The organism is Hymenobacter sp. (assembly GCF_031398885.1).
In the GTDB taxonomy this organism is placed as follows: domain Bacteria; phylum Bacteroidota; class Bacteroidia; order Cytophagales; family Hymenobacteraceae; genus Hymenobacter.
The window spans coordinates 1-15478 of record NZ_JANNOD010000049.1 but is presented as its reverse complement, the minus strand read 5'-3'; the positions used below and the strand labels follow the sequence as shown (position 1 = coordinate 15478).

At 66.0% G+C, this 15478-nt stretch carries 15 protein-coding genes and 1 riboswitch; of the genes, 5 read left to right on the top strand and 10 right to left on the bottom strand.

Annotated features, from left to right (window positions below; all coding sequences use genetic code 11):
* The first annotated feature begins 22 nt into the window (after positions 1 to 22).
* Both cysS and RMO51_RS08795 read left to right on the top strand, forming a co-directional pair.
* Positions 23 to 1558: a cysteine--tRNA ligase gene (cysS, locus tag RMO51_RS08800; RefSeq protein WP_310393891.1), complete on the top strand. Its 1536-nt coding sequence runs from the start codon at positions 23 to 25 to the stop codon at positions 1556 to 1558.
* Positions 1559 to 1662: 104 nt separating this feature from the next.
* Positions 1663 to 2694 (top strand): M28 family peptidase, encoded by a 1032-nt coding sequence (locus RMO51_RS08795; protein WP_310393889.1) that lies wholly within the window; start codon positions 1663 to 1665, stop codon positions 2692 to 2694.
* A gap of 137 nt (positions 2695 to 2831) precedes the next feature.
* On the opposite strand, the gene RMO51_RS08790 is transcribed toward RMO51_RS08795, so the two are convergent.
* Entirely contained in the window at positions 2832 to 3779 is a 948-nt protein-coding gene (locus RMO51_RS08790; RefSeq protein ID WP_310393888.1) for an LD-carboxypeptidase, read from the bottom strand.
* Between the two features lie 188 nt (positions 3780 to 3967).
* Here RMO51_RS08790 and RMO51_RS08785 point away from each other — a divergent pair, with 188 nt between their 5' ends.
* On the top strand, positions 3968 to 5161 hold the full coding sequence (locus RMO51_RS08785; protein ID WP_310393887.1) for an alpha/beta hydrolase: 1194 nt from the start codon (positions 3968 to 3970) through the stop codon (positions 5159 to 5161).
* Here the strand turns inward: RMO51_RS08785 and RMO51_RS08780 are convergent.
* The 7 genes from RMO51_RS08780 to RMO51_RS08750 all read right to left on the bottom strand — a co-directional run bounded on the left by RMO51_RS08780 (position 5154) and on the right by RMO51_RS08750 (position 13031).
* The gene (locus tag RMO51_RS08780; protein ID WP_310393885.1) at positions 5154 to 6416 is read right to left on the bottom strand and encodes a homoserine dehydrogenase; all 1263 of its coding nucleotides are present in this window, start codon (positions 6414 to 6416) and stop codon (positions 5154 to 5156) included. The genes RMO51_RS08785 and RMO51_RS08780 overlap by 8 nt on opposite strands.
* A gap of 184 nt (positions 6417 to 6600) precedes the next feature.
* Positions 6601 to 7341 (bottom strand): ABC transporter ATP-binding protein, encoded by a 741-nt coding sequence (locus RMO51_RS08775; RefSeq protein WP_310393883.1) that lies wholly within the window; start codon positions 7339 to 7341, stop codon positions 6601 to 6603.
* A gap of 72 nt (positions 7342 to 7413) precedes the next feature.
* Positions 7414 to 8289, bottom strand: a complete 876-nt coding sequence (locus RMO51_RS08770) for an ABC transporter permease (RefSeq protein ID WP_310393881.1) — start codon at positions 8287 to 8289, stop codon at positions 7414 to 7416.
* Positions 8290 to 8331: 42 nt separating this feature from the next.
* On the bottom strand, positions 8332 to 9348 hold the full coding sequence (locus RMO51_RS08765) for an aliphatic sulfonate ABC transporter substrate-binding protein (protein WP_310393879.1): 1017 nt from the start codon (positions 9346 to 9348) through the stop codon (positions 8332 to 8334).
* 74 nt (positions 9349 to 9422) lie between these two features.
* The gene (metX, locus tag RMO51_RS08760; RefSeq protein WP_310393877.1) at positions 9423 to 10448 is read right to left on the bottom strand and encodes a homoserine O-acetyltransferase; all 1026 of its coding nucleotides are present in this window, start codon (positions 10446 to 10448) and stop codon (positions 9423 to 9425) included.
* A 116-nt stretch (positions 10449 to 10564) separates the two neighbouring features.
* Entirely contained in the window at positions 10565 to 11944 is a 1380-nt protein-coding gene (locus tag RMO51_RS08755; protein ID WP_310393875.1) for an O-acetylhomoserine aminocarboxypropyltransferase/cysteine synthase, read from the bottom strand.
* A gap of 386 nt (positions 11945 to 12330) precedes the next feature.
* A riboswitch (SAM riboswitch) is annotated at positions 12331 to 12447 on the bottom strand.
* A gap of 302 nt (positions 12448 to 12749) precedes the next feature.
* Complete coding sequence (locus RMO51_RS08750) at positions 12750 to 13031, bottom strand: LysM peptidoglycan-binding domain-containing protein (RefSeq protein WP_310393873.1); 282 nt, start codon at positions 13029 to 13031, stop codon at positions 12750 to 12752.
* Positions 13032 to 13223: 192 nt separating this feature from the next.
* Between RMO51_RS08750 and RMO51_RS08745 the strand changes: the two genes are divergently transcribed.
* Positions 13224 to 13643 (top strand): hypothetical protein, encoded by a 420-nt coding sequence (locus RMO51_RS08745; RefSeq protein ID WP_310393871.1) that lies wholly within the window; start codon positions 13224 to 13226, stop codon positions 13641 to 13643.
* Between the two features lie 212 nt (positions 13644 to 13855).
* Positions 13856 to 13999, top strand: a complete 144-nt coding sequence (locus RMO51_RS08740; protein WP_310393869.1) for a hypothetical protein — start codon at positions 13856 to 13858, stop codon at positions 13997 to 13999.
* Here RMO51_RS08740 and RMO51_RS08735 read toward each other — a convergent pair.
* Positions 13989 to 15077, bottom strand: coding sequence for a lysylphosphatidylglycerol synthase transmembrane domain-containing protein (locus RMO51_RS08735; RefSeq protein ID WP_310393867.1), 1089 nt, complete (start codon positions 15075 to 15077; stop codon positions 13989 to 13991). The two genes, RMO51_RS08740 and RMO51_RS08735, sit on opposite strands and share 11 nt — an antisense overlap.
* Positions 15078 to 15131: 54 nt before the next feature.
* The gene (locus tag RMO51_RS08730; RefSeq protein WP_310393866.1) at positions 15132 to 15317 is read right to left on the bottom strand and encodes a hypothetical protein; all 186 of its coding nucleotides are present in this window, start codon (positions 15315 to 15317) and stop codon (positions 15132 to 15134) included.
* Positions 15318 to 15478 lie beyond the last annotated feature (161 nt).

Genomic DNA, 15478 nt, shown 5'->3' with positions numbered 1-15478 from the left:
CTGCTCACTGCTAACTGATTCCATGCTTAGTCTCTACAACACGCTTACCCGCCGAAAAGAAGAATTCCAGCCCGTACACCCGCCCGTGGTGGGGCTGTACCTGTGCGGCCCCACCGTGTACAACGAGGCCCACCTGGGCAACGCCCGCGGCCCGGTGGTGTTCGACGTGCTGACCCGCTACCTGCGCCATCTTGGCCACACGGTGCGCTACGTGCGCAACATCACCGACGTGGGCCACCTGCAGGGCGACGCCGATGCCGGCGAGGACCCCATGGAAAAAGCCGCACGGGCCCAGCAACTGGAGCCCATGCAGGTGGCCCAGTACTACACCACCCGCTACCGCCAGAACATGGCCGCCCTCGGCTGCCTGCCGCCCGACATCGAGCCCCAGGCCAGCGGCCACATCACCGAGCAGATTGCCATGGTGGAGGAAATCCTCGCCAACGGCTTCGCCTACGAAGTCAACGGCTCGGTGTACTTCGACGTGCCCAAGTACAACACCGAGTACCGCTACGGCCAGCTTTCGAACCGGGTGACCGACGAGCTGCTGGCCGGCACCCGCGACAACCTCGCCGGCCAGGACGAAAAGCGCAGCCCGCTGGATTTTGCCCTCTGGAAAAGCGCCGGGGCGACGCACCTCATGCGCTGGCCCTCGCCCTGGGGGGCGGGCTTCCCCGGCTGGCACCTGGAGTGCTCGGCCATGAGCCGCAAGTACCTCGGCCCGGAGTTCGACATTCACGGCGGCGGGCTGGACCTCATGTTTCCGCACCACGAGTGCGAGATTGCCCAGAGCCAGGCCAGCCACAGCCACACCCCCGAGGCCCGCATCTGGATGCACAACAACATGCTGACCGTGAACGGCGCCAAGATGAGCAAGAGCCTGGGCAACTTCATCACCCTGCCCGACCTGTTTGCCGGCACCACGGCCACCCTCAGCCAGGCTTACTCGCCCATGGTGGTGCGCTTCTTCCTGTTGCAGGCCCACTACCGCTCGCCCATCGACCTGAGCGACGACGCCCTGCAAGCCGCCCGCAAAGGCTACCGCAAGCTGATGAACGGCCTGCGCCTGGCGGAGAAATTAGTTGTTAGTTTTTCGTTGTCAGTTGTTAGTGAGAAGTCCACGCCAACGGACCAAGTGCCCGCGACTAACAACGGACAACTAGCAACTGACAACGAACTCGCCAAGCTCACCGCCGACGTGTGGACCGGTCTCGATGACGACCTGAACACCGCCCGCAGCATTGCCAGCCTGTTCAACCTGCTGCGCAAGTTCAACACCTTGGCCACCGCTCCCGCCGCCCTGGCCGAGGTGTCGGGCCCGGCGCTGGCCGATGCCGTGGCGGCCTACCGCCGCCTCGTCACCGACATCCTGGGCCTGCACGACGAGCCCCGCGCCAACGCCGAGCAGCTGCTGGAACTTACGCTGGGCTTTTATTCCGAAGCCAAGGCCGACAAAGCCTACGACCGGGTGGACCTCATTCGGGCCGCCCTCAAGGGCCAGGGCATCGTGATAAAAGACACCAAGGCCGGCGTGGAATGGGCCTACAGCGAGGAGTAGTCACCGTAGCGTTTTCAAACAAACAATAATAATCATCAGGCTCCCCTCTCCACGGGAGAGGGGCCGGGGGTGAGGTTCACCGTCCGCGCCGCTTACTTCGTCGCATGAACTTTCATACCCTCCGCCTTCCCCTGGCCGCCCTAGCCGGCCTCGTGCTGCTCACCGGCTGCCCGGACAAAAAACCCGCCGAAACCGCTGACCCCGCCGCGCCGGCCGAGGCCCGGCTGCCCCGGGCGCCGGTGTTCAACGCCGACTCGGCCTACGCCTTCACGGCCCGGCAGGTGGCCTTCGGGCCCCGCGTGCCCAACTCCAAGGCCCACGTGGCCACCGGCGACTACCTGGTGGCCACGCTCAAGGGCTACGGCCTGCGGGTGCTGGAGCAGCCGTTCGCGGCCATGACCTTCGACGGCACCAACATCCGGGCCCGCAACATCATCGCCCAGTACCAGCCGCAGGCCGCCCGCCGGGTGGCCATCTTCGGCCACTGGGACACCCGGCCCTTTGCCGACAACGACCCGGTGAAGAAAAATGCCCCCCTGGACGGGGCCTCCGACGGGGCCAGCGCCGTGGCCGTGGCCCTGGAAATGGCCCGCGTGCTCAGCCAACAGCCCGACAGCCTGGCCCCCAACGTGGGCGTCGACTTCATCTTCTTCGACGCCGAGGACTGGGGCTACGACGCCGGCACCCAGGCAACGCTCAAGAACCAGCTCGACGGCGCCGGCGACTCCTGGTGCCTGGGCTCGCAGTACTGGGCTAAGAATTTGCTGCCCGCCAACTATAAGGCCGAGTACGGGGTGCTGCTCGACATGGTGGGCGCCCGCGGCGGCAAGTTCAGCCGCGAGGCGCTCTCGCGGGAGAAGGCCCGCTTCGCGGTGGACAAAATCTGGAACACCGCCGCCCGGCTCGGCTACACCGACTACTTCCTGTTCAACGACTCGGGCGGCGCCTCCGACGACCACGTGTACACCAACCAGGCCGGCATCCCCACCGTCGACATCATTGACCACCTGCCCAACAACCCCGAGCAGTATTTCCCCAACTACCACCACGCCACCACCGACAACATGGCCGTCATCGACCGCAAGACGCTGAAAGCCGTGGGCCAGACGGTGCTCCAGACACTGTATGTGGACTAAGCCGCAGCCTTATTTAGAGGCCGCCAAAACGTGGTAGAGACGCATACTTGCGTCTCGTCGTCCGCGCCGGGCGCCCAAATCGGGCAACGACGAGACGCAAAATGTTGCGTCTCTACGCCGTTCTGCCGCACGAATGGCTAATTCAAACAGCTTTTCAGCGACGAGACGCCCGCTGGCGTCTCTGCCACCAGCCGCGCTCCGGCTTCGTCCACTACTAGCTGCGCCTTGCTACCCACCACCAGCGCCCGGTTGTCGGCCTCGTGCCCCACGGGGAAGCCGTAGCCCACCGGGAAATTGTAGTGCCGGGCGTAGGAGTCGATGATTTCGTGGGCCGTGGCGCCGAAGGGCACGGCGTTGTCGCGCAGCTGCGAGAAATGGCCCACCACCAGCCCGGCCAGGCCCGCGAGCTGCCCGCTGCGGTGCAGGTGCAGCAGCATGCGGTCGACGTGGTAGAGGTACTCGTCGAGGTCTTCCAGAAACAGGATGCGGCCCGCAAAGCTGGCCTGTGAGGCCGTGCCGGTGATAGTGTGCAGCAGGCTCAGGTTGCCGCCCACCAGCTCGCCGGTGGCCGTGCCGGGCCGGTTGAGTGGGTGCGGCGGCACGGCCAGCGGCAATGCGGCTTCGCCAAAAAGAGCGCGGCGCAGGCTTTCCAGGGCCATTTCGCCGCCCGGCTGCCCAAACAGCACCGGCATCACGCCGTGGATGCTGGCGTGCTGCCGGGCGAGCAAGTGCGAGTTGAGCACGGTGATGTCGGAAAAGCCGGCCACCCACTTGGGACGGGCCGCGAAACCCGAAAAATCGAGGCCGTCCACGATGCGGGCGGTGCCGTAGCCGCCGCGCGCGCACAGAATGGCCCGGATGCCGGGGTCGTCGAGCTGCTGCTGAAAGTCGCGGCGGCGCAGGTTGTCGTCGCCGGCAAACTGGTGGTGGTCGCCGGCAATGCTCGCGCCCAGCACCACCTCTAGGCCCCAGCCGGTGAGCACGGCGATGGCGGGCGCCAGCTCGGCGGCGCTGATTTTGCGGGCGGGGCTGACGATGGCCACGCGCTGGCCGGGCTGCAGGGCGGGCGGAAACTGAACGGGCATAGGAGCAAAGCAACGGGGCCGCAAATAACGCCGATTGGGCTTCCGCAATCGGAACCGCGCCGCCCGAAACCCCGTACCCATCTTCCGTGTCCAGGTCGTCGGCATCCCGTCAATTAATTATCTGGCCACCCAGGCGCTGGCGCCCCACTTTTTTTCTGTCGTACATGAAATCAACCTTCCTCCTTATTATGGCCCTGCTCCTCGCCGGGCTGCACGCCGCCACCGCCCAAATCGACACCACCCGGGGGCGCTACTACCAGCCCATTTTTTCGAACGTGACCGTGACCTCGGGCGTCGCCTACGGCTCGGCCGTGACGTTCAACGGCGCCACTCAAACGCTGCTGATGGACGTTTACCAGCCCACCGGTGATTCGGAGCCGCGCCGGCCGGTCATCATCTTTGCCCACCAGGGCGGCTTTGTCACGGGTTCGCGCACCGACGCGTACATGGTGGACGTCTGCACCCGGTTTGCCCGGTTGGGCTACGTCACGGCCAGCATCGACTACCGCTTACTGTTTTTCCCGTTCGACACGGTGAACGTGGCCAAAGCCGCCATCCGGGGCATGCAGGACCTGCGCGCCGCGGTGCGGTTTTTCCGGCAAGACGCGGCCACGGCCAACGCCTACCGCGTCAACCCCAGCTACATTGCCGTGGGCGGGTCGTCGGCCGGGGCGTTCATGGCCCTGGAAGTCGGGTACCTGGACAAAGCCGCCGAAGTGCCGGCTTACGCCGACATCGCCACCCTGGGCGGCGTTGAGGGCCAGAGCGGCAACCCCGGCTACAGCAGCGCCGTGCTGGCCGTGCTCAACCTGAGCGGCGCCACCGAAACCCCGAACTACATCGAGCCTGGCAACGCGCCCCTGCTCAGCGTGCACGGCACCGCCGATGCCACCGTGCCCTACCTGCAGGGCCGGGTGGGCTCGCCGCTGCCTCCCAAGTACGTGTACGGCAGCGGCCGGCTGCACCCGCGGGCCGCGGCCCTGGGCATTCGCAACACCCTGCGCACCTTGCGCGGGGCCGGCCACATTCCTTTCGAAAACAACGCTACTTACGCCGACACTACGTTTCGCGACATCCGCGACTTCCTGCGGCCCAGCCTGGGCGAGCGCGGCACGGTCATCACCGCCACGAAGCCGGGCGCCGCCCCGGCCGCCCCGCGGGCCCAGGCCTACCCCAACCCCGCCGATGACGCGGTGCGCCTGCTACTGCCCGAGGCCTGGCGGTTGCCCGCCGAAGCCCAACTGTTCGACGCCGTCGGCCGCGTGGTGCGCACCCTCAACCCGCAAGGGCGCGAGCTTGCGGTGCCCCGCGGGTCGCTGAAACCAGGCGTCTACACCCTGAAATTCCCGGGCCAGGCCCCGGTGCGCATCGAGTTCAGGTAGTGACCAGCCGGGCCGCGGCCGGCGCCAGCGGCGGCGGCTGGGCCAACCGCACTTCGCCCAGCCAGGCTACGAACACGCCCGCAGTCCGCAGGGCGTCGCGGTGCCGGTGCAGTTGTTCCAGCGGTACGGGAATGGTGGTGTGCGCGCCGCCGGCATCGGTCGTCAGCGCATCCGCGGGCACTTCTAGCAGCTGTAGCACCGTTTGGAGCGTGGTTTCGTCGGGGTGGCGCAGGTAGAACGTGGCTGCCAGTCCGGCGGTCAGCTGCGTGGCGGGCGCGGCGGCCCGCTTGGCGTAGCCGTAACGGAAGCTCCGCCGCAGCGCCAGCACGTCGGCCAGCACGGCCGAGCCGGTGGGATGGCCGCCGGCCCCGCGCCCGCGCAAAAACTGCGTACCGGCGAATTCCGCCTCCAGCACCACGCCGTTGAATTCGTGCTCCACAGCGTAGAGCGGCGAGTCGGAGCCCACGAACTGCGGGGTTACCAGCGCCGTCACGCGGCCGTCGGGCAGGCGGTAGAGGCCGGCCACCACCTTGATTTTCTGGTTCTGCGCGGCGGCGTACGCAATGTCGGCCGCGCTGACGCCCTCGATGCCCAGGTTCAGCACGTCGTCCGGGTTCAGGAAGACGCCGTAGGCGTGGGCGGCCAGAATCACGGCCTTGGAGCGCGGGTCGAAGGCGCCCATGTCCAGCGACGGGTCGGTTTCGGCGAAGCCCCGGGCCTGGGCTTCGGCCAGGGCCGGGCCGTAGTCGGAGCCTTCCTCGCTCATGCGGGTGAGCACGTAGTTCGACGAGCCGTTGAAAATGCCGCTCACCGCGCGCAGCGGCTCGTGGCTGAAGTAGCCGTCCAGGGTGCGGATGACGGGAATGCTGCCGCACACGGCTGCCTCGTAGAGCAGCGTGCCGCCAAATTCCTGCTGCAAGGCTACCAGCTCGGGCAGGTGGCGGGCCAGCATGGCCTTGTTGGCCGTCACCACCCGGCGCCCCTGGCGCAGCGCGGCGGCCACCAACCGAAAAGCCTCGGCCGGGTCGTCAATGACTTCAATGAGCAAGTCCAGCTCCGGGTCGGCCAGCAGCTCATCGGCGTGGAAGCTGAACCGCTCGGTGGGCAGCGTCCGGGGCTTGTCGGGGTTTTTCACCGCAATGCGCGTCACCGCCAGGCCCAGGCCGGGCTGCTGCTGAAGAATGTCATAAAACCCTTGTCCCACGCAGCCAAAGCCAATCAGGCCAATGCGCAGGGGTTGTTTGTCAGAATCCATAAGTGGTAATTGGGTGGTGCGTTGAATGGGAGGAGCAATGAATGAAACGTTGCAGTGAAAAAACGTCATGTCGAGCTTGCCGAGACATCTCGCGTGGAGCCACACAGAGGCGCAAATGCAAGCAAGCGAGATGTCTCGGCCAGCTCGACATGACGTTTCCAGTTCCGCATCTCCTAAAAACTGCTCAAATGGCTACTTCGGCCCGTACGTCCAGCGCCTCCAGCAGCCGCTGCTTGTACGCCTGAAAATCGGCGTCGGTACGGCGGCGCGGGCGGGGCAGGTCCACCAGCACGGTTTCGTGGATGCGGCCGGGGTGGCCGCGCAGCACCACGATGCGGTCGGCGAGTACGAGGGCTTCTTCCAGGTCGTGGGTTACGAGCACCAGCGTGGGCCGGTCGTAGGCCCAGATGTGCAGCAGGTGGTCCTGCAAGTCCATTTTGGTGAACGGGTCGAGGGCGCTGAAGGGCTCGTCGAGCAGCAGCAGCGCCGGCTGGGCCACCAGCGCCCGCGCCAGGGCCACGCGCTGGGCCATGCCGCCCGAGAGCTGCCGCGGCAGCGCGTCGGCGAAGCGGCCGAGCCCTACGCGTTCCAGCACCACGTCGGTACGCGCCTCCTGCTCGGCCCGGGGCAGGGCGGCCAGGCCGAAGCGCACGTTTTGCCGCACAGTGAGCCAGGGCATCAGGCGCGGCTCCTGAAACACCACGCCCACGGCCGGGTGCGGCCCATTCAGCGGTTCTTCGTTGATGAGCACGCGGCCGGCAGTGGGCGCCTCCAGGCCCGCCGCGATGCGCAGCAGCGTGCTTTTGCCGCAGCCGCTGGCGCCCACCAGCGCCACAATCTCGGCGGGCTGCACGCGCAGGCTCACGTCCGCCAAGGCCACCGTGCCGGAGTCAAACTGCTTGCTGATGTGGTCGAGGAGGAGCACTAAAGGAAGTTTTGATTAATTGAATGTCATGCTTCGCTGCGCGCTGCATGACCGTTTTGTGCATTCGCTCATTCACCCATTGCCAAAGTGCGTGTCCTGCCAGCGCAGCAGGCGGCGGCTGAGGGCGGCCAGGCCGGCGTCGGTGAGCTGGCCGAGCACGGCGAAGAGCAGGATGCTGGCCAGGATGGTTTGGGGCCGACCGGTCATCTGCCCGTCCACCAGCAGGAAGCCCAGGCCGCGGCTGGCCCCCATGATTTCGGCGGCCACCACGAACATCCAACCCAGCCCCAACCCGCTGCGCAGCCCCACGAAATAGGCCGGCAGCGTGGCCGGCAGAAACACCCGCCGCACGAGCTGCGCGCCCGTCAGCCGGTACACCCGGCCCACTTCCACCAGCTTGCGGTCGACGCCCTGCACGCCGCTCATCAGGTTGAGGTACACTGGGAAGAACACGCCCACGGCAATGAGTACCACCTTGGAGGTTTCGTAAATGCCCATCCAGAGGATGAACAGCGGCACCCAGGCCAACGACGGAATGTTGCGCACGCCCTGCAGCAGCGGGTCGAGCAATTGGAACAAGCGCCGCGAATAGCCCGTGGCCGCCCCCAGCGCCGTGGCCACCGCACCGCCCAGCGCGAAGCCCGCCCCCACCCGGGCCAGCGTGATGCCCAGGTGCCCCCACAGCTCGCCGGTGCGGGCCAGCTCCCCGATGGTGGCCAGCACGCGTGAGGGCGCCGGCAGCAGGTTGGGCGGCAGCACGCCGGCCCGGGCCAGCCCTTCCCACAGCAGCAGCAGGGCCACGGGTAACACCGCGCCCGTCAGCCAGCCCCAGCGGCGCGGGTTGGGCTGGGCCGCTGGGGCTGGCCGCTGAACGGGCCGGCTGGCCGCGGTGGGCCCGGCCGGAGCCAGCCGCGGGGGCGGCGCAAAAACGGAGGTGGTTTCAGCCATGTGGTAGAAGCGTTGGATGCCGTCTGGCGCTGCGTCGTCGGGCTACTTGGCGGCGGTGGCGCCGTTGGCAGCGGCGGGAAGCTTGCCAGCAAAGCTGGCGTCAATCAATTCGTTGACCGTTTTGGGCACGTCCACGGCTTGGTCAATCACGCCGCTTTTCTTGAGCACGGCACCGGCGGCGGTGATGGTGGCCCGTTGCGGTTCGCCGAAAGTGACGTTGGAGAAATCGGTGCGCTCCAACTGCTTCGCGGCCACGGCGTCGCTGAGCTGGGCCGCGGTGGCCACGGTCTTTTTCAGCTCCGCGGGGTGCAGGATGGCCCACTGGCGGGCCTGCTCGTAGGCGGCCAGCACGCGGTCGACCAGGATGGGGTGCTCCTGGGCAAACTCGGCTCGCACGTTGAGCACGCCGTAGCTGTTGAAGTCCGCGTTGCGGTACAGCAGCCGGGCGCCCGACTCCAGCTCGGCCTTGGCCATGTGCGGGTCGAGGCCGGCCCAGGCGTCCACGTCGCCTTTCTCCAGCGCGACGCGGCCGTCGGAGTGTTGCAGCGGAATCAGCTCGATGTCCTTTTCGCTGAGCCCGGCCTGGTCGAGCGCGCGCAGCAGGAAGATGTAGGGGTCGGTGCCGCGGGTGGCGGCCACGCGCTTGCCTTTCAGCGCCGCCACCGACTTAATCCCCGACTTGGGCCCCACGCACAGCGCCGTCCACTCCGGCTTGGAGTAGATGTACACGGCCTTGAGCGGGTTGCCGTTGGCTCGGCCGATGAGGGCCGCCGCCCCAGCCGTCGAGCCAAAGTCAATGCTGCTGCCGTTGAGGAACTCCAGGGCCTTGTTGCTGCCCTGGCTCAGCACCCATTCCACCTTGATGTTGTCCTGGGCCAGGTCCTTTTCCAGCCAGCCCTGCTGCTTGAGCACCAGGCTGAGCGGGTTGTAATAGGCGTAATCCAAACGCACGGTGGCGGGCGGCGCGGTGGCGGTTTGGTTGCCAGCGCCGCCGCAGCCCGCCAGCCCAACGGTTACCAGCAGGGCGGCAAGAATACGAAAAATGGCGGTCTTCTTCATTTCGAAAAAGGAGTTAAAAGTGAAGAGTTAAAAGTGAAAAGCAGGCTGTTTTTAACTCTTCACTTTTAACTGATTTAATGCGCAAATGTGGGCGCGTAGAACAGCTCCAAAAAGTGCGTAATGGCCGCTGTTTCCAGCAGAAAGCCGTCGTGGCCGTAGCGCGAGTCCAACTCGGCGTACATCGCGCCCGGGATGTGGGCGGCCAGCTCCCGCTGCTCGCTGAGCGGAAATAGCACGTCGGAGGTGATGCCCAGCACCAGCGTACGCGCCCCGATACCGGCCAGCGCCGCCGGCACGCCGCCCCGGCCGCGGCCCAGGTGGTGGGTGTCCATGCTCCGGCTCAGGGCTACGTAGCTGTAGGCGTCGAAGCGAGCCACGAGCTTGTCGCCCTGATAGCGCTGGTAGGTGCTGGCGCGGTGTTCGCGCAGCAGCTCGTCCTCGGGGTCGGTCTGGGTTTCGGCGTAGGCCGGGTAGCTGCGGTAGCTGAGCAGGGCCACGGCGCGGGCAGCGCGCAGGCCGGCGCTGCCCCCGCCGGGCTGACCGGCGGCGTAGGTCGGGTCGGCCTCGATGGCCAGCCGCTGGGCCTCGTTGAAGGCAATGCCCCAGGCCGAGTGCCGGGCGTTGGTGGCAATTACCACGAGGTTGTCGAACAGCTCCGGCCGCTGCACCGCCCATTCCAGCGCCTGCTGCCCGCCCAGCGAGCCGCCAATCAGCGTGTGGATGTCCGTCAGGCCCAGCTCCTGGCGCAGCGCCTCGTGCGCCGCCACCAGGTCCCGGATGGTGAGCAGCGGGAACTGCTGGTAGCGCGGCCGGCCGGTGACGGGGTCGGCCTCCACGGGCCCGGTGCTGCCGTAGCACGAACCCAGCACGTTGGCACACACGATGAACCAGTCGGCCGGGTCGAAGTGGCAATCAGGCCCGAACAGGCCCGGCCACCAGGCCAGCACGTCGGCGTTGGCCGTGAGGGCGTGGCACACCCAGACGGCGTTGCTGCGCTCCTCGTTCAGCTCGCCCCAGGTTTGGTAGGCCACGCGGGCACCGGCCAGGGTTTCGCCGCTTTCCAGCGGCAGGTCGGGGAGGTCGAAAAATTGGTCTTGCATGTATTGTTTTTGCGTTATTTCTCGCTGAGGTCCGCAGAGGGCTTCGCAGAGGTTCGCAGTGGACGACCTCCGCGAACCTCTGCGTAGCCCTCTGCGGACCTCAGCGAAAAACCCTTCTACACCTCCAAAGGCTGGGCGTGCTCCAGCTCGGGCTCGCCCACTTCCGCCCCTTCCGCGGGCAGCGCAGCCGTGTTGCCGATGGCGTCGAACGCCTGCTGCAAGTCGGCGGTGATGTCTTCGAAGTGCTCCAGGCCCAGCGAGAGGCGCAGCGAGGTGGGCGTGACGCCGGCGGCCAGCTGCTCCTGCTCCGAGAGCTGCTGGTGGGTGGTGGCGGCGGGCTGGATGATGAGCGTCTTGGCGTCGCCCACGTTGGCCAAATGACTGATGAGCTTGAGGTTATCGATGAATCGGGTGGCCGTTTCCTTACTACCCTTCAGGCGGAAGGTGAACACGCCCCCGAAGCCGCGCTTGAGGTACTTCTGGGCCAGGCCGTGGTAGGGGCTGCTGGCCAGGCCGGGGTAGTTCACGCTCTCCACTTGCGGGTGCTGCTCCAGCCAGGTGGCCACTTTCAGGGCGTTTTCCACGGTGCGGTCCACGCGCAGGCTCAGGGTTTCGAGGCCTTGCAGCAGCAGGAAGGAGTTGAACGGGCTGATGCTGGGACCGAAGTCGCGCAGCCCTTCCACCCGCGCCCGGATGATGAAGGCGATGTTGCCAAACGGCCCGCCCTTGCCGAACACGTCGTTAAAAATCAGGCCGTGGTAGCCCTCGCTGGGCTCGGTGAACTGCGGAAACTTGCCGTTGCCAAAGTCGTAGGTGCCGCCGTCCACAATCACGCCGCCCACGCTGGTACCGTGCCCGCCAATCCACTTCGTGGCCGACTCGACCACGATGCTGGCGCCGTGCTCCAGGGGCCGAAACAAGTAGCCGCCCGCCCCGAAAGTGTTGTCCACAATCAGCGGCAGGTCGTGCTTGTGGGCGATGGCCGCGATGGCCTCGAAGTCGGGAACACTGAAGCTGGGGTTGCCGATGGTTTCCAGGTACAGCGCCTTGGTCTTGTCGTCAATCAGGGCCTCGAAGCTGGCCGGGTTGTCGCCGTCGGCGAAACGGGCCTCGATGCCCAGGCGCTTGAACGCCACCTTGAACTGGTTGTAGGTGCCGCCGTAGAGAAAGGCCGTGCTCACGAAGTTGTCGCCGGCCTGCAGGATGTTGTTCAGGGCCAAGAACTGGGCCGCCTGCCCCGAGCCGGTGGCCAGGGCCGCCACGCCGCCTTCCAGGGCCGCCACGCGCTGCTCGAACACGTCGGTGGTCGGGTTCATCAGGCGGGTGTAGATGTTGCCGAACTCCTTCAGGGCAAACAGGTTGGCGCCGTGCTCGGCGCTCTTGAACACGTAGGACGTGGTTTGGTGGATGGGCACGGCGCGCGAGCCGGTGGTGGGGTCGGGCTGCTGGCCGGCGTGGAGTTGCAGCGTTTCGAAATGCAGGGGTTTTGCAGACATGATGGGAATGGGGTTAAAGTTGAAAAAACCAGAAAAAGAAAATGAAATGGCGCTCAAAAGCCCTAGAAGCAAGGGTTTGGCCCGGCAACTTCCGTCCGACGAAACCGGCCTGAAAACGTGGCCCGAAATCGCCGCCGAGCCCTGCCAAAACCGGCAGTGGGCACGGTGGACCACCAAAAAAACCCAGAAAAAGGAGGATGGGACCTAAGCCGAAATCAGCTTAGCAACAACACGGGCGACAACAGCACATTCGCATCGGCGCCGGGCGCGGGGCGGCGTGCCGGCTACCGAGGGCCGCAATTATAACGCCCGAAACCGCAGCGCGCAAAGCAACCGAAGCATTCGGGACAAAAGAGGCGGAAGCAAGGGTGTTTTCCATGGCACTCGGTTCATATGCCCCGCCCCGGCCTGCGCCGGTGGAGGGTAGGAATTGGCACCTTTCGCGCGGTCGAAGGTTGCCAGCGGGTCAGGGAGCCTAGTCTCTCGCCGCTTCTCTATAAAACATAAACTACCCCGCCGCGAGCGGGGGAGTACCGGATTGGTAGGGCGAATGTACGGGAGAAATTTTTTTATGACCAAACACTCGGCAGGAATAGCGGGGAAATTAAGTAGAGAGCCCTCACGCTTAGCATGACGGTCTCATCCATTCACCGGTCGCGGCGCTCTCGTTCCCCATCGTGCAGTAGGGCGCGGGGACCAGCGCCGCGTCCTACTCGTTTTCGCGGCCCATCGCGGCGAGCGCAGACGCAAAAAAGCCACCCTGAAACAGAGTGGCTTTTCTCACCTTTTTTCTGCAAAAAAGTACCTAGAGACTAGGTAGGGTCAACACCTGGCCCACTTCAATGTGGTCGGGGTTGTTGCCGATGAGGGCCTTATTGGCCTCGTATATCTGGGGCCACTTGGCGGCGTCGCCGTAGTGGTTCTTGGCAATTTTAGAGAGAGAGTCCCCGCTCACCACGGTGTACGAATCCCCGGCCGTGGCCGGATTGCCAGCGCCGAAGAAGTCGGTGGCGCCGGCCGCTGGCTTCGTGGCGGGCTCTACGGGTTTCTGCTCGCCTTTGTCGCTAAGAAAATCAAAGAGTCCCATGGAGTTGATTCGGTTTAAATGAGAATAAAAACGGCTTGTTTGCCGATGGGCGCGTCGGTCAGGGTTGGTATACGGGACCGGGGAAGTCGGGTTTCGTTGCCAACCCTTTTGCGGCTGAACCGTAAGCCGACGAACCCGCCGCCGCGAGTGGCTTACCTCATTCTTCCATCTTTCACCTTCACCTTTGCGCCCATGAAACCTCAGCCGACTTTCCCGCTTCGTTATCTCGCCAGCCTGCTCCTGCTCCTGTCGCTATTTGCCACCGCTTGCGGCAGCGACAAAGGTAAAGTAGAAGGCGTGAACATGCTGTACGGCACCGATAGCAAGGTGTGGAAAACTGCCAAAGAAACCGACGCCACCGGCGACAAAGTGAAGCAGACCGATGCCCAGAAGCAGGAGGAGCTCCGCATCTTCGCCAACGGCACCTACAACATGACCGGCGCCGCCGGGGCTGTGTCGGGCAAGTACACCTTCGACCAGGCCGGCAAAACCGTGACCATGACCCCTGACGGCGCCACCACCAGCAACACGTTCACCGTGGAGACGCTGACCGACGACAAGCTCACGTTGAAGTCCTCGGATGGCGCGGCCCTGATGCTGGAAGCGGAATAGAGTTAGTTAAAAGTTGAGAGTTAAAAGTTAGAAAGTCAGGCATGCACGCTTCTAACTTTTAACTCCATAAGAAACCTCGTGCCCCTCCGGCGCGAGGTTTTTTTGTGTGCCACGTGGCCGCGAGGCGTCGTGGTTTGGCCGGGCGTGCGGTAGCTTGCGGCCCCGCCCCGTGGGCGGTCGCTTCGCTGCCTTACTCCCCCATTCTACTGGTTATGCTTGTTGGTTTCCGAATGCTGGTTGCGCTGGGCCTCTGCGGCGGCGAATCGGTCCGGGAATATCGCCCCACTTTCTGGGCCACCTACCGGCGCCCCACGGCCGTGGCCGAAGTACTAGCCCCAGCGCCCGCTAAACCGTAGCCGCTTTGGCGGGGCGCTTGATGAACACCCGGGCCACCCAGCGGGGCAGGAAAATGCTGCCCAGCAGCAGGTAGAGATAGTACGTGACCACGCGGTAGAGCAGCACCATGAAGCTGGTCATGGTGGCCGTGCCGATGAAGGAGCCGAAGAAGGTGGGAAACGCACCCTCGGCAATGCCCGCGCCGCCGGGCGTGATGGCAATGAGCAGGATGACCTTGTAGGTGATGTTGCGGGCGAAGATGAACAGGAAGGTGCCCGCGCTCATGGGCACGAAGGCCGCGATGAGGCAGCCGATGATGGCGTAGCGGGCCGTCCAGACGAAGGCCGTGCTCACGGCCGCGTGCCACCAGTAGCGGGCCCCGTTGCCGCGCAGCTGCACCGAGGCCGTCACCATTTCCTGGCCGTGCTTATACGCCTTGCGCCGCCAGCGCCGCAGGAGCTTAACCGAAAACAGCCGTACCAGCAGCCGCCGCACCGAGCGCGGGTTCACGAAAATGGCGTACAGCATCAGCCCCGCGTAGAGCGTCACGAACACGTAGCTCACCCCAAACGCCACCCGTAGCGTGGCCACGAAGCCGGTTTGCAAAGCCTCGTGCGGGTAGAGCCCGGCACCGGCCACCAGCACCACCAGCGGCACCATCAGCACGTAGTAAATATTGTCGAGCAGGGCCGTGACCATGATGTAGGCCAGCCCCCGGCCCAGCGGAATGCCTTCTTTTTCCAGAATGAACGGCGCCGCGCCCGTGCCGCCCTGCCCCGAGGGCAGCACGCAGGAGGCGAACTCCCAAATCATAATCACGTCCAGGGCCTGCCGGTAGGTGAGCTCGGCTTCGGCGATGTGGCGGATGCGGTAGACGTAGCCCAGGTCGCGGGCCGCCAGCACGAGCAGGGCCACCAGCAGCCAGCGCCAGTCGGCATGGGCCAGCGGGGCCAGGTCGCCGGGCCGGTAACTGCGGTAGAACAAAAACCCCACCACGGCCAGGCCCAGCAGCACCGGCAGCACCAGCCGCGAGGGCTGGAAGCGCTGCAAAAAATTCGCGTCGTCGTCGGGGAGGGTGGGCAGGAGCTTGTCGGGCATTGGGAGGAGGTGCGGCGGCCCGGCAAAAGTAGGGCGTGGCCCGCCCGCCGCCGGCTACGGCCGCCCGCCCGGGCTGCCCGCCGGCGTCACGCCGCCCGGCGTGGTGGTGCCCGGCGACGGCGCATTGGCCGGCGTGTTGACGGGATTAGTTGGGCTAGCGGGCGGGGTAATGGGCGCGGCGGGCGGGCGTTGGGTCGAGTCGGCGGGCTGCACCGTGGGGTTTGGCGGGGTGGGTGCCACGCCGGGCACCGGCACGGGCTGAGTTTTGGTTGAGTCGGTTGCGGTGCTGTCGGTAGGAACTACGGGTTGCGAGCTAGGCCGTGCCGTGGGCGCTGCACCGGCCGGTGCGGCGCCAGGGGCACCACCCGGACGGCCCCCCGTCGGTGCGCCGGGCGCGCCGC